Source organism: Mycolicibacterium phocaicum (assembly GCF_010731115.1).
GTDB classification, from domain to species: Bacteria; Actinomycetota; Actinomycetes; order Mycobacteriales; family Mycobacteriaceae; genus Mycobacterium; species Mycobacterium phocaicum.
Genome location: NZ_AP022616.1, coordinates 1,901,569 through 1,914,637, shown reverse-complemented (window position 1 = coordinate 1,914,637; position 13,069 = coordinate 1,901,569). Strand labels below are relative to the sequence as shown.

Genomic DNA, 13,069 nt, shown 5'->3' with positions numbered 1-13,069 from the left:
CGCAACAGATTCGATGGCGGTGTCCGGTGGCAGTGCTTGCCTCTACATTTCGCTGATGGCCATCACGTTGCACTGGTTCCTGCCGACCAATGGTGACTCGCGCACCGACCTGAGTCTCGGCAACGCGGTCGGAGGCGCAGGCAGCCGGGCAGACGCCTTCGGCGCGGATCGGGTGCCCGACCTCGACTACCTCAGTCTGGTGGCCGGCGCCGCGGAGAAGCTCGGGTTCACGGGGGCGCTGACCCCCACCAGCAGCTGGTGTGAGGACGCCTGGGTGTTCACGGCCGCACTGACCCAGCGGACCGAACACTTCAAGTACCTCGTGGCGTTCCGGCCGGGGCTGCAGGCCCCGACCCTCGTCGCCCAGGCGGCCGCCACGTACCAGCGCATCTCGCGGAATCGATTGCTGCTCAACGTGGTCACCGGCGGCGACGATGTCGAGCAGCGCCGCTTCGGCGACTACCTCGGCAAATCCGAGCGCTACGAGCGGGCCGCCGAGTTCCTCACCATCTTCCGGCAGCTGTGGTCCGGCGAGCCGGTCACCTTCACCGGCAAGCACCTGTCGGTGGAGAACTCGACGATCATCCCCGCCGAGACGTGGCCCGACATCTATCTGGGCGGCTCCTCGGCCGAAGCACTGGAAGTGGCCGCCGAACACGCCGACGTGTACCTCACGTGGGGTGAGCCGCCCGCCCAGGTCGCCGAGAAGCTCGACGCCGTGCGGCACCAGGTCAAGAACCTGGGCCGCGCGCGACGGGCGGCGGGAGAATTGCGGTTCGGGATTCGGCTGCACGTCATCAGCCGCCCCACCGAAGAGGAGGCGTGGGCGCAGGCCGACAAGCTGCTGGCCGGCCTGGACCCCGAGAGCATCAACCGTGCCCAGCAGATACAGCGCAATTCGCAGTCGGAGGGTCAGCGTCGGATGTCCGCCCTGCATGGCGGACGGACCGACAACCTGGAGGTGTCGCCCAATCTGTGGGCCGGTATCGGACTGGTCCGCGGCGGCGCCGGCACCGCGCTGGTCGGCAGTCATCAGCAGGTCGCCGACCGCATCGCCGAATACCACGAGCTGGGCCTCGACGAGTTCATCCTGTCCGGATATCCACATCTGGAAGAGGCCTTCACCTTCGGCGAGGGCGTCGTCCCCATCCTGGCGGAGCGTGGGCTGCTCGCTGATCGGCGCTCCTGACCATGGTGCGCACCCGGGTTCCCCGAACCCACGCGCACGTCGTCGCGGCCGCGGAAGAATTCGCGGCTTCGGTGAAGCCCGGTGCGGCAGAACGTGATCGGGCCGGCGCGGTACCCCGCGCCGAAGTGGCCGAGTTCGACAGCCTGGGGCTGCCGGCCGTCACGGTGCCGATCGATGACGGGGGAGACGGACTCGGACCTCGGACGCTGGCCGAGGTCATCAGGATCGTCGCGGCGGCCGACCCGGCCCTTGCACAGACGCCGCAGGGTCACTATCTGGCCGTGGACATCCTGCGCCTCCTCGGCACCCCACTGCAGCGGGCCCGCATCCTGCCCGCTGTCGTCGACGGTGCGCGCATCGGTCCGGTGCTCGCCGAGCGTGGTGGTCATCATGCCCAAGACCTCAAGACGCGCCTGATCCGCGACGGCGCGCGGTGGCGACTCGACGGCATCAAGTACTACTGCACCGGCGCTATCACGTCACAGTGGCTGGCGGTCAGCGCGCTCGATCCAGAGGATCGTCTCGTGCTGGCGTTCGTCGAACGCGACGCACCCGGCGTGACGATCGACGAAGACTGGGCCGCCATGGGGCAGCGCTCGACGGTGAGTGGCACCACGACGTTGGATGGCGTCGCCGTCGACGGCGACCTGGTCCTGCCCTATTGGTCGGCATTCGAGAAGCCGCAACTGCTCGGCGCCCGCGCCCAGCTCGTCCACACGGCCATCGAAGCCGGTATCGCCGAAGGCGCCCTGGCCGACGCCGCCGAGTTCGTCCGCACCCGCAGCCGCCCGTTCTTCGAGGCGGTGCGTCATGGCGGGGCCACCGCCGCCGGCGACGATCCACACGTCCTGTTGCGATTCGGCCAACTCGCCACCCGCACACGGGCGTCCACTCAGCTCTTGCGTTGGGCCGCAGAAGAACTCGAAGACATCGGCCTCGACGTCACCGATCCCGACGCGGCCGCGCGCGGCTCGATAGCGGTCGCGCAGGCCAAAGCCTTCGCCAGTGACGTGGCCGTCGATGTCGCCAGCCAGATCTTCGCGCTGACCGGCGCGAGCGGAACCGACCGCCGCTACGACCTCGACCGGCACTGGCGGAACGCGCGGACCCACAGCGTGCACGACCCCGTCGACTGGAAGTACCACCACATCGGCGCGTGGGAACTCTCCGGCGTGGCCCCGCCGAATCACGGTCAGATCTGAATGCACTTGCGATCCGGCGGATTCTGAATGTTCGGACGCTGCCGGGGGCCCGATACCGTCGACTGATGACTGCCAATCTGGAAGAGGCACAAGTCGATTCGCCCCCGCCGAAGTCACAGCCGTTCAGACCGGCGCTGTTCGTGGCGGTGACGGCGGGGCTCGGATATGGCTTCGACTCCTATGCGGTGAACATCTACGGCCTCGTCCTGCCCGAGATCAAGAAGACCCTGCAGATCACCGAGGCCCAGGCCGGGTACATCGGGTCGATCTTCCTGGTCGGCTACACCATCGGCACCATCGGTTTCGGTATCGCCGCCGACCGCTGGGGACGCAAGACCACGCTCGGTGCGTCAATCCTGTTGTATGGCATCACCACCGCATTGGCCGGCATCACCACCAACCTGGCCGCATTCACCGGCCTGCGCTTCCTCACCGGCGTGGGTGGGGCCGGCGAACTGGCGGTGGGCGCGCCCTACACCGCCGAGGTGTGGCCGACCAAGACCCGCGCCATCGGGGTGGGCGGGGTGATCTTCTCGCTGTTCTCGCTCGGTTACGTCCTCGCGGCTGCCGTCGCGCTGGTGCTGGTGCCACGGTTCGGCTGGCAGTCGTCGTTCATCGTGGCCATCGTCCCGGCCATCATCTTGTTCCTTGTCCGCCAGGGCATTACGGAATCACCCCGCTACACCGAGGTGAAAGAGGCCCGGAAGCGGGACGGCATCCCGCGGACGAAACTGTGGCAGCTCCCCGGCGTACGGCGGCGGCTGATCGTGGGCTGGCTGATCTACACGGCCAACGCGGTCGGCTACTGGGGCTCGACCCTGTTTCTCACCACGTACATCGTCAAGCGATTCCATGCGTCCACCACCGACGCCATTCGTTATGCCCTGTTGTTCTTCCTGCTTCAGGTCGTCTTCGTCTTCATCGGCACCGCGTTGGCCGACCGGTTCGGCCGCCGCCCGTCGGCGATTCTCGGCGCCGTCATCGAGGCCGGGTCCGCGATCCTGGCGGCCACCTCGGATTCGCTGGCCGAATACCAGGTCTACGGCGCCATCTCCATCGCCACCCTGGGCTGGCTGTGGGGCGTCGGTGACGCGTACATCTCCGAGCTGTTTCCAACAGTGCTGCGCGGCACCGGATTTGGTGTCGCCGTCGGCGGCGGTCGCATCGTGTCGATCGCCGCGCCGACCGTCGTCGGCTGGGCCATCGGCCATTACGGTGTGCAGACGCCCTATCTGGCGCTGTCCGCGATCTGGCTGCTGACCGTGATCGGTTACCTGTTCGGGCCCGAGACCAAGGGCAAGGAGCTCGACGACCTCGCCGACGAGGCTCTGGTGGCGCGCGCCTGACTATCCCTGCTGAGCGAGCAGCAGGTCCCGGATCGGCGACCGCGTATGCCGCTGCCACATGGCCTGCACCGGGACGAGTAGTGGCGGCTGGAGGTCGACGACCGTCACCCGGCCGTCCAGCACCGGCCCCACCGGATGCGTCACGAACGCCACCGCTCCCGTCGTCAACGGCGCGGCCACCGTGGCGGCGCCCTGCACGCGGCTGACGACGTAGTCCGGCTCGAATCCGGCTCGGCGACAGGCGCCCAGCAGGAGGTCGCTGTAGTACGACGCGCCCGGCGGTGCCCAGAGCGCGATCCGTTCGTCGGTCAGATCGGTGAGGTCGACGGTGTCGCGTCGGGCCAGCGGATGCGAACTCAGCACCGCCACGCGCACCTCGTGGTAACCCAGTACCGCGGTGGCGAGGTCGCGGTCCGGCACCACGCCGCGGCGCAGTGCGAGCTGGATCGACCCGTCGAGGAGCGCGGGAGACAGCTGGTCCGGAAACATCTGGCGGAACGTGAAGGACACGTCGGCGAAGGCGTCGATCACCGGCTCCAACAGCGCGTACGCCTCGACGCTCTCGAGCGCGGGGGTATGCCCGACGACGTAGTTCTCGCGTGCGGCGCTGGCCGCGCGCTGCACGTGGTCGGTGACGGTGTGGGCGGCGGCGAGAAGCGTGCGCGCATCGCTGTGCAGTTGCCGGCCCGCCGGCGTCAAGCTGACCCGACGGCCGTCACGATCGAAAAGCGTTGCGCCCAGCTCTTTTTCGAGCTGCCGGATCGAGCTGCTGAGGGCCTGCTGGCTCAGGTGCAGCTGGTCCGCGGCACGGGTGAAGCCGCCGGCGTCGGCGACCGCGAGGAAGTGCTGCAGCCTCCGCAGGTCGGGATACGGCCGGGTCATGCACCCACCCTATCGACAACTGTTGGTTGTGGATAGGTAGAAAACTTTCGTTTCTAATTGTGGTTGGCAGTGGCTAGCGTGGGCGTCATGAGCAATCTCGAAGGTAAGTCAGCAGTCGTCGCCGCCGGAGCCAAGAACCTGGGCGGCCTGATCAGCACCACCCTCGGCGCGCGCGGCGTCAACATCGCCGTGCACTACAACAGCGCCGCGACCGAGGCCGACGCCGACCAGACCGTCGCCGCCGTCGAGGCCGCCGGCGCCAAGGCCATCAAGGTCCAGGGTGACCTCACCGTGCCCGGCAACGTGGAGAAGCTGTTCGACGCGGCAGTCGGGGCGTTCGGCGGCGTCGACATCGCGATCAACACCGTCGGCAAGGTGCTGCGCAAGCCGATCGTGGAAACGACTGAGGCCGAATACGATTCGATGTTCGACATCAACGCCAAGGCCGCGTACTTCTTCCTGCAGCAGGCCGGCCGCCGGCTCAACGACGGCGGATCGGTGATCACCATCGTGACGGCGCTGCTCGCGGCCTTCACCGACGGTTACAGCACCTACGCCGGCGCGAAGAGCCCCGTCGAGCACTTCACCCGCGCCGCCGCGAAAGAGTTCGCGACACGCGGCATCAACGTCAACAACGTCGGTCCCGGGCCCATGGACACGCCGTTCTTCTACGGCCAGGAGACCCCGGAGCGGGTGGAGTTCCACAAGTCGCAGGCGATGGGCGGCCGGCTGACCCTCATCGAGGACATCGCCCCGCTGGTCGTGTTCCTGGCCGGCGAAGGCCACTGGATCACCGGTCAGACCATTTTCGCCAACGGCGGCTACACCACCCGGTAGGCGCGAAAGCTCAGCGGCGCCAGAACAAGTGGTGGATGACGCCGCTGGAACTGGGCACCACGTCGCAGTGGTACCGGTCGAGCAGCTCGTCGGGGGACTCCCAGAGCCGTGAGCCCTCGCCGAGCGTCACGGTGGGGGACACCACGATGTGCAGGGTGTCGATGAGATCGGCGTCGAGGAACGCCCGGACGATCGTCGCTCCGCCGCCGATGCGGATGTCCTTGCCCTGCGCGGCCTCCCGCGCCTGCGCCAGCACCTCGGCCGGTGCTGCGTCGACGAAGTGGAACGTGGTGTCCGACAACGTGAACGACGGCCGCACGTGGTGCGTCATCACGAAAACCGGGGTGTGGAACGGGGGTTCGTCGCCCCACCAGCCCTGCCAGTCGAGCCGGGCCGGCCCGCGGTAGGGGCTGAACTTGCCCGCGCCCATGATCTCTGCGCCGATGTTGTGGTGGAAGTCGCGCACGAGGTGGTCATCGAGGCCGCGCGTGCCGCCCGGATCGGTGCGGTTGGGCCAGCTGGCGGTGGCGCCGGCCCAGGCGAACATGGTGCTCGGGTCGGCGTGACCGAAGGGTCGCTCGAAGCTCTGCCCGACACCGGCGCCGAAGCCGTCCGCCGAGACGTTGAAGTTCTGCACTTTCACCAGTTGCGTCATGGACGTGTTGACCTCCGTGGTTACCGAAACTCATCGCGACGGTGGGGGCACCTCCCGCTTGCGGGGGAACGCAAAACTGCCCCTTTTCCAACGAAAAGGGGCAGTTTTGCGTGAGTCGCGAACGAACTACAGCGCGATGTTCTTGTGGCGACCGCGGCGGGCCGGGGCCTCGGCGAGGGCCTGCGTGATCTTCGACCGGGTGTGGGCCGGGTCGATCTTCTCGTCGACCACACCGATCTCGATGGCCGAGTCGACGCCACCGGCGATGCGCTCGTGCTCAAGGGCGAGCTCTTCGTGCAGGGCCTCACGCTCGGCGGCGTCCTCGACGGCGGCCAGCTTGCGCTTGTGCAGGATGCCGACGGCGGCCTTGGCGCCCATGACGGCGACCTCGGCGTCCGGCCATGCGAACACCTTCGAGGCGCCCAGCGACCGCGAGTTCATCGCGATGTACGCGCCGCCGTAGATCTTGCGGGTCACCAGGGTGACGCGCGGGACCTCGGCCTCACCGAAGGCGTGCAGCAGCTTGGCGCCACGGCGCACGACGCCGCCCCACTCCTGGTCCACGCCGGGCAGGTAGCCGGGGACGTCGACCAGCACGATCAGCGGGATGCCGAAGGCGTCGCACAGGCGCACGAAACGCGCTGCCTTCTCGGCGCTTTCGGAGTTCAGGCAGCCGCCCAGCCGCAGCGGGTTGTTGGCGATGACGCCGACGGAGCGACCGGCGAGGCGGCCCAGGCCGACCACGATGGACGGCGCCCACTTGGACTGGAACTCTTCGAACGGCACGCCCTCGTCGAGCAGCGCCTCGACGATCGGGTGCACGTCGTAGGCACGACGCGCGGACTCGGGCATGAGGGCCTTGATGTCGGTGTCGCCGGCCTCGGCTTTGGTGCGGTCGAAGTGACCCTGCTGGCTGAACAGGCCGACCAGGCGACGGCCACGCTCGTAGCAGTCGAGCTCGTCGTCGGCGACGATGTGGCACACACCCGACTTCTTGTGGTGGGTGTCGGGGCCGCCGAGCGAGACCATGTCGACGTCCTCACCGGTGACGCTGCGGACGACGTCCGGGCCGGTGACGAAGACGCGACCCTCGGGGGCCATGACGATGACGTCGGTCAGTGCGGGGCCGTAGGCGGCACCACCGGCGGCGAAGCCGACGACCAGCGAGATCTGCGGGATGTAGCCCGAGGCCCGGATCATGGCCTCGAAGACCTGGCCGACCGCGTGCAGCGCGCGCACACCCTCGGCGAGGCGGGCACCACCGGAGTGCCAGATGCCCACGATGGGGGCCTGCTCGTCGATGGCGGTGTCGTAGGCGCGGACGATGTGCGCGCAGCCGTCGACGCCCATGGCGCCACCCATGACGGTGCCGTCGGTGGCGAACGCGATGGTGTGCACGCCGTTGACGGTGCCGGAGGCGGCCAGGACGCCCGACTTGTCGCGCTCGTGCAGCGGCTTGACGCTGCCCGGGTCGAAGAAGGTCGAGAGCCGCAGCAGCGGGTCGCGAGGATCAAGTGATTCGGCGGCCGTCGCCTCAGGTGCCAGGGTCGTCATTTTCTAATCTCCTTGATCTCGCACACCGGGGTCTGCGCTGTGTTTTCCGGGGTCGCTCAGTACCGGCCGAATACGAGTGCGACGTTGTGTCCGCCGAACCCGAACGAGTTGTTGATCGCGTACTTGTAGTCGCCCTGCCGCGGAGCCTTGGAGACCACATCCAGATCGATCTCCGGATCCAGGTTTTCCAGGTTCAGTGTGGGCGGAATTACGCCGTCGCGCAGCGCGAGCACGGTGAGGATGGACTCCACCGCACCAACCGCACCCACCGAGTGGCCCAGAGCGGACTTGGGGGCGTACACCGCGGGGCGGTGGCCCTTCATGGCGTTGTTGATGGCCACGCCCTCGGCGACGTCACCGACGCTGGTGCCGGTCGCGTGCGCGTTGACGTGGTCGATGTCGGACGGCGCCAGACCGGCGAGCTCGATCGCCCGGGTCATGGCGTAGCCGGCCTGTTCGCCGTTGGGGTCCGGGGCCACGATGTGGTAGCCGTCCGAGGTGACGCTGGCGCCCATGAGGCGGGCCAGGATGTTGGCGCCGCGGGCCTTGGCGTGTTCCTCGGTCTCGAGCACCAGCATGGCGCCACCCTCACCGAACACGAAGCCGTTGCGGTCGCGGTCGAACGGGCGGCAGGCACCGGCCGGGTTGTCGTTGGTGTTGGACAGCACGATGCGCATCTGGGCGAACCCGGCGATCGGCACTGCCTCGATCTTGGTTTCGACGCCACCGGCGATGGCGACGTCGGCCTCGCCCAGCACCAGCTGGCGCCAGGCGTTGGCGATGGCTTCCGAACCGGACGCGCAGGCCGAGATCAGGGTGGACACCCCGGCCTTGGCCTTGCGCTCCAGTCCGACAGCGGCCGCCGCCCCGTTGGGCATGTACATCTGCACGACCAGCGGCGAAACCGCTCGCAGGCCGCGCTCGCGCATGCCGTCGTAGGCGAAGACCAGTTCCTCGGTCGAGCCGAGGCCGGTGCCGATCGACACCATCAGTCGTCGGGGATCAACGTCCGGCGAGCCTGCGTTTTCCCAGACTCGCCGGCCGATGACCGTCGACATTTTCTGCAGATATGACAGCCGACGCAGTTCGACCCGCGTCAGTTCACTTTCGAAATCCTCGTGCAGATGCCCACCGATACGGACGGGGAGGTCGTACTTCTCGATGAAGTCATCTTCGAGAAGACGAATCCCGCTCTGTCCGTCAAGGAGCTTCTGCCATGTGGTTTCGGCGTCGGTCGCCAGGGCAGTCGACATGGCTACGCCAGTGACGACCACATTGGGGAGACCATTCCCCGTTGACAACCTCTGTGCGGTTACCCCTGCCATTACTGCTCAATGTCCCTTCGACTTAATAACGCCCAAAGGCCAGGGCGACATTGTGTCCACCGAACCCGAACGAGTTGTTGATGGCGTACTTGTATTCGCCATAACGAGGCTCGCCCGCAACAACATCGAGATCGATGGCGGGATCCGGCGTCTCGTAGTTGAGCGTCGGGGGGATGACCCCGTCGCGCAACGCGAGCACCGTCAACACGGACTCCAGCGCACCGACCGCACCGATGGAGTGGCCGAGCGCCGACTTCGGCGCGTACACCGCGGCGTTCTGACATCCGGCGACGCGGATGGCATTGGCCTCGGCGGTGTCACCGATCGGGGTGGCAGTGCCGTGAGCATTGACGTGGTCGATGTCCTTGGCGTCCAGCCCCGCGGTCTCCAGTGCACGCTTCATCGCGGCACCGGCGCGCACGCCGCCGTCTGCCGGGGCCACCATGTGGAACGCGTCCGAGGTGATACCGGCACCCAGCAGGCGGGCGATCGGCTTGGCACCACGCGCCAGCGCGTGCTCTTCGGTCTCGATGATCATCATCGCGCCGGCTTCACCGAACACGAAGCCGTCACGATCCTTGTCGAACGGCCGCGACGCACCCGCGGGATCGTCGTTGCGGGTCGACATGGCGCGCATCATCGAGAACGCCGCGATGGGCAGTGCCTCGATGCCGCCTTCCACGCCACCGACGACGGCGAAGTCCGCGTCACCCATGACGATCTGACGCCAACCGTGGGCGATGGCCTCAGAACCCGACGAGCACGCCGAGACCGGGGTGATGACCCCGGCGCGGGCGCCCAGTTCCAAGCCGGCGACCGCAGCCGCACCGTTGGGCATGATCATCTGAACGGCGAGCGGGCTGACCTTGCGGATGCCGCCTTCGTTCATGGCGTCGTAGGTTTCGACGATCTTCTCGCCGCCACCCAGACCGGTGCCGATCACGACGGCGAAACGGTCGGGATCGACCTCGGGCGCACCCGCGTTCTTCCACAACCGTCGCGCCAGCACGAGCGACATGCGCTGCACGTACGAGTTACGGCGCAGTTCGACGCGGGTGAGCTCGGCCTCGAGATCGTCGACCAGGTGGCCACCGATACGCACCGGAAGGTCCCACTTGGTGACGAAATCGTCGGTCAACTCACGGATGCCGCTTTCGCCTGCCAGGAGGCCCTTCCACGTGCTCTCGATGTCAGCAGCGAGCGCCGTGGTTGCCTCCACGGCGGTCACCACGACGTTCGGGAAGCCTCCGTTAGCCGTGGAAGGCCTGGTCACTTGCTGAACTTATCGCGCAGTGCGGCAGCAGCCTCGGGGTTCTCTTCCTCGAGCTTCTGGATGTAGGCGACGACGTCACCAACGGTGCGCAGGCCGGCCAGGTCCTCGTCCGGGATCTTCACGCCGTACTTGTCCTCGGTCTGGACAGCGATCTCGACCATCGACAGCGAGTCGATGTCCAGGTCGTCGACGAAGGACTTCTCGGGGGTCACCTCAGACGGCTCGATGCCGGTGACCTCTTCGATGATCTCGGCGAGGCCGGCGATGATTTCTTCTTGACTGGCAGCCACGATGGCTCCTTCTTTTTGTTGTGTCGGCACACCGGATTTGGTGTGCCGGGTTGGTTGTTTCGGCAAGCGGGCCTGTCAGAACTCGGCGAGTCCGTCCAGATCTGCGGGGGTCTTGATGGGATGCGTGGGCACGCCCTTGACTTCGCGCTTGGCGATACCCGTGAGGGTGCCGGCCGGGGGGAACTCGATGATTCCGGTCACTTCCTGACCGTCGAAGCGCTCGCGCAGGGTGGCCGAGCACAGGTCCCAGCGGACCGGACGGGTCATCTGGGCGACCAGCTTGGCCATGGCGTCCGCGGCACCGGCGACCGGCTGGCCGTCGGCGTTGGACAGCAGGGTCGTGGTCGGCTCGCTCGGGGTGATGGTCGCCGCGGCAGCCGCGTAGGGCTCCTGCGCCGAGCCCATGAAGTGCGTGTGGAAGGCGCCGGCGGTCGCCAGCACACGGACGCGCGCCTTGGCCGGCGGATCCTCGGCCAGCTTCTCCAGCGCCGCGACGGCACCGGCGGCGACGATCTGGCCCGCCGCGTTGCGGTTGGCCGGGACCAGTTCCAGGGCTTCGAGACGCGCCAGCACCTCGGCCTCGTCGCCACCGAGAACCGCGGCCATGCCGGTGGGCTCCAGGGCGCAGGCCTTGGCCATCTCGGCGCCGCGGGTGGCGGCGAGCTTGATGGCCTCGTCGGCGGAGATGACGCCGGCGATGGCGTAGGCGGCGATCTCGCCGACCGAGTGGCCGGCCACGATCGTGGTGGCGCCGGCCAGCAGGCCGCGCTTCGTCAGCTCTTCGTGTGCGAGCAGCGTCGCCGCGACGACCAGGGGCTGGGTCACCGCGGTGTCGGTGATCTCCTCGGCGGTCGCCGTGGTGCCGAGCTGGGCCAGATCGAGGCCGCTGATCTCCGACCAGGTGGCCAGACGGTCAGCAGCACCGGGCAGCTCCAACCAGGGGGTGAGCATGCCGGGCGTCTGAGATCCCTGCCCGGGGGCAAGCAGCGCAAGCACAGGTGTTTGAGGCACGGATTAAGAAAACACTGTGAAGCGGGTTTTATGCCGTGTAAGAGATTATGAACCTCGTCTTAAAGTTTTGTGGAATGTCTACAAAAACGCACGTTATGCAACGTTGGCGAGACCTGGCTGCGATGTGGATCACAGTGGGGTGTCGATAGCTACCGGCGGGTAGGTTTGCTGTAACTATGCTGATCAGGCCGTTTACTGGTTGGCCTGAGCGGGGCTACGGCTCAATCGACCCACTGTGGAGGCCACGCGGAGCACGTAAGCATCCCTGGGCACCATGGGATCGCGGCCGGTGAAGTCGGCGATCCGGCGCAGCCGGTACCGGACGGTGTTTGGATGAACGAACAATTTACGGGCGCACGCTTCTATGGCGCCGCCGGCGTCGAGGTACGCCTCGAGGGTCTCCGTCAGCGCCGGACCCGCGTCTGCCAGCGGCCGGACGACCTCGAGTTCCAGCGCCGCGATGGCCGAACGATCCCCGAGCAACGCGCGTTCCGGCAGTAGTTCGCGGGCTGCGACCGGGCGGGGTGCGCCCGTCCAGCCGCTCACCGCATTCATGCCGGAGATGGCTTCGGTGGCGCTGTAGTGCGCGGCCGCAAGCGTGGCGGCCAGCGGCCCGATCACCACCGGGGCGTCGGCGAAGACACCCATCAGTTCACCCAGGAACCGATCTGTGGGGGATATCTGTCCGGACACGATGGCCACCAGCCAGGTGCCGTGGACGTCGGACAGGGCGACGCGCCCGTTGCGGCTGGCGACGTCGTGGACGTCCTCGCTGGCCAGATCGGCTCGGTCGGGTTGCGGGTAACCCACCACGACGGTCGCGGGGGCGGTGGCATCCCAGTTCAGTGCCGCGGCTTGCGACTGCAGGCTGGTGCCGACATCGCCGCGCACGACGGCGTCCACGACGTTGGCTTCCATCCGGGTGTCCCAGGCGCCGCGGGCCTCGGCCTGGTCGGCGTAGGCGCTGGCGGCCGCGAAGGCCAGATCGCGGCTGTACCGCAGAATGCCTGCCGTCAGTGCCGTCAGCTGTTCCTCGGTGCGGGCCAGCAGCGGGACCACTTCCTCGAAGAACTCCATGGTGGTCCGCACCATCTCCACCGACTGCCGCAGCGCGATGCGACGCCGCAGATCCTGCGGCACGACCTCGAAGGCCTCCGCGGTGTAGCTGACGTCGCTGTTCGGGTCGCGCATCCACTCGACGAAGTTGACGACCGCGGTCTGCACCACCAGGTGAACGCTGGCGCGCTGCGAGGCCTCCAACTCGGCGAAGAACGGCAGCCGCTCCTCGAGGGCGTGCACCGCCTGCGTCGCCAGCGTGCCGGAGTACTGCTTGAGACGGCGCAGCACCGTGTCCGGGACGTTCTCGAGTACTTCGAGCGTCGACTTGGGGGGAACGAACCGCTTACCGCCGGTTGCGTTGTCAGGCATGACTAAAAGATACGCCTGATTTCTGGAGACTTCCGCCAATCCAGTCACGCCGAGATGACGGTTTCCGCCAGAAACCG

General features: G+C 67.6%; 12 protein-coding genes. 4 read left to right on the top strand and 8 right to left on the bottom strand.

What is annotated here, in order from left to right:
- Positions 1-55: 55 nt before the first annotated feature.
- The 3 genes from G6N46_RS09290 to G6N46_RS09280 all read left to right on the top strand — a co-directional run bounded on the left by G6N46_RS09290 (position 56) and on the right by G6N46_RS09280 (position 3,737).
- Positions 56-1,189: an LLM class flavin-dependent oxidoreductase gene (locus G6N46_RS09290; RefSeq protein WP_138248522.1), complete on the top strand. Its 1,134-nt coding sequence runs from the start codon at positions 56-58 to the stop codon at positions 1,187-1,189.
- 2 nt (positions 1,190-1,191) lie between these two features.
- Positions 1,192-2,391, top strand: a complete 1,200-nt coding sequence (locus G6N46_RS09285) for an acyl-CoA dehydrogenase family protein (protein ID WP_138248523.1) — start codon at positions 1,192-1,194, stop codon at positions 2,389-2,391.
- Positions 2,392-2,456: 65 nt separating this feature from the next.
- Complete coding sequence (locus G6N46_RS09280) at positions 2,457-3,737, top strand: MFS transporter (RefSeq protein WP_138248524.1); 1,281 nt, start codon at positions 2,457-2,459, stop codon at positions 3,735-3,737.
- Here G6N46_RS09280 and G6N46_RS09275 read toward each other — a convergent pair whose 3' ends face one another.
- Positions 3,738-4,619 carry a LysR family transcriptional regulator gene (locus tag G6N46_RS09275; protein WP_138248525.1) on the bottom strand — a complete coding sequence of 294 codons (882 nt, stop codon included), beginning with the start codon at positions 4,617-4,619 and terminating at the stop codon, positions 3,738-3,740.
- 87 nt (positions 4,620-4,706) lie between these two features.
- Between G6N46_RS09275 and G6N46_RS09270 the strand changes: the two genes are divergently transcribed.
- Complete coding sequence (locus G6N46_RS09270) at positions 4,707-5,456, top strand: SDR family oxidoreductase (protein WP_138248526.1); 750 nt, start codon at positions 4,707-4,709, stop codon at positions 5,454-5,456.
- Between the two features lie 10 nt (positions 5,457-5,466).
- Here the strand turns inward: G6N46_RS09270 and G6N46_RS09265 are convergent, their stop codons facing one another.
- From G6N46_RS09265 to G6N46_RS09235, 7 genes are all read right to left on the bottom strand, one after another.
- Positions 5,467-6,111, bottom strand: coding sequence for a dihydrofolate reductase family protein (locus tag G6N46_RS09265; protein WP_138248527.1), 645 nt, complete (start codon positions 6,109-6,111; stop codon positions 5,467-5,469).
- A 126-nt stretch (positions 6,112-6,237) separates the two neighbouring features.
- Positions 6,238-7,665, bottom strand: coding sequence for an acyl-CoA carboxylase subunit beta (locus tag G6N46_RS09260; protein ID WP_138248528.1), 1,428 nt, complete (start codon positions 7,663-7,665; stop codon positions 6,238-6,240).
- Positions 7,666-7,721: 56 nt separating this feature from the next.
- A complete protein-coding gene (gene kasB / locus G6N46_RS09255; protein ID WP_061006270.1) occupies positions 7,722-8,990 on the bottom strand; it encodes a 3-oxoacyl-ACP synthase KasB in 1,269 nt (422 codons plus the stop codon).
- A 22-nt stretch (positions 8,991-9,012) separates the two neighbouring features.
- Positions 9,013-10,263 carry a 3-oxoacyl-ACP synthase KasA gene (gene kasA / locus G6N46_RS09250; protein WP_138248529.1) on the bottom strand — a complete coding sequence of 417 codons (1,251 nt, stop codon included), beginning with the start codon at positions 10,261-10,263 and terminating at the stop codon, positions 9,013-9,015.
- Positions 10,260-10,553: a meromycolate extension acyl carrier protein AcpM gene (acpM, locus tag G6N46_RS09245; RefSeq protein WP_061006272.1), complete on the bottom strand. Its 294-nt coding sequence runs from the start codon at positions 10,551-10,553 to the stop codon at positions 10,260-10,262. The genes kasA and acpM overlap by 4 nt, the downstream gene beginning before the upstream one ends.
- 75 nt (positions 10,554-10,628) lie before the next feature.
- The gene (locus G6N46_RS09240) at positions 10,629-11,549 is read right to left on the bottom strand and encodes an ACP S-malonyltransferase (protein ID WP_174814121.1); all 921 of its coding nucleotides are present in this window, start codon (positions 11,547-11,549) and stop codon (positions 10,629-10,631) included.
- A gap of 207 nt (positions 11,550-11,756) precedes the next feature.
- Positions 11,757-12,992, bottom strand: coding sequence for a PucR family transcriptional regulator (locus tag G6N46_RS09235; RefSeq protein ID WP_138248531.1), 1,236 nt, complete (start codon positions 12,990-12,992; stop codon positions 11,757-11,759).
- Positions 12,993-13,069: the final 77 nt, after the last annotated feature.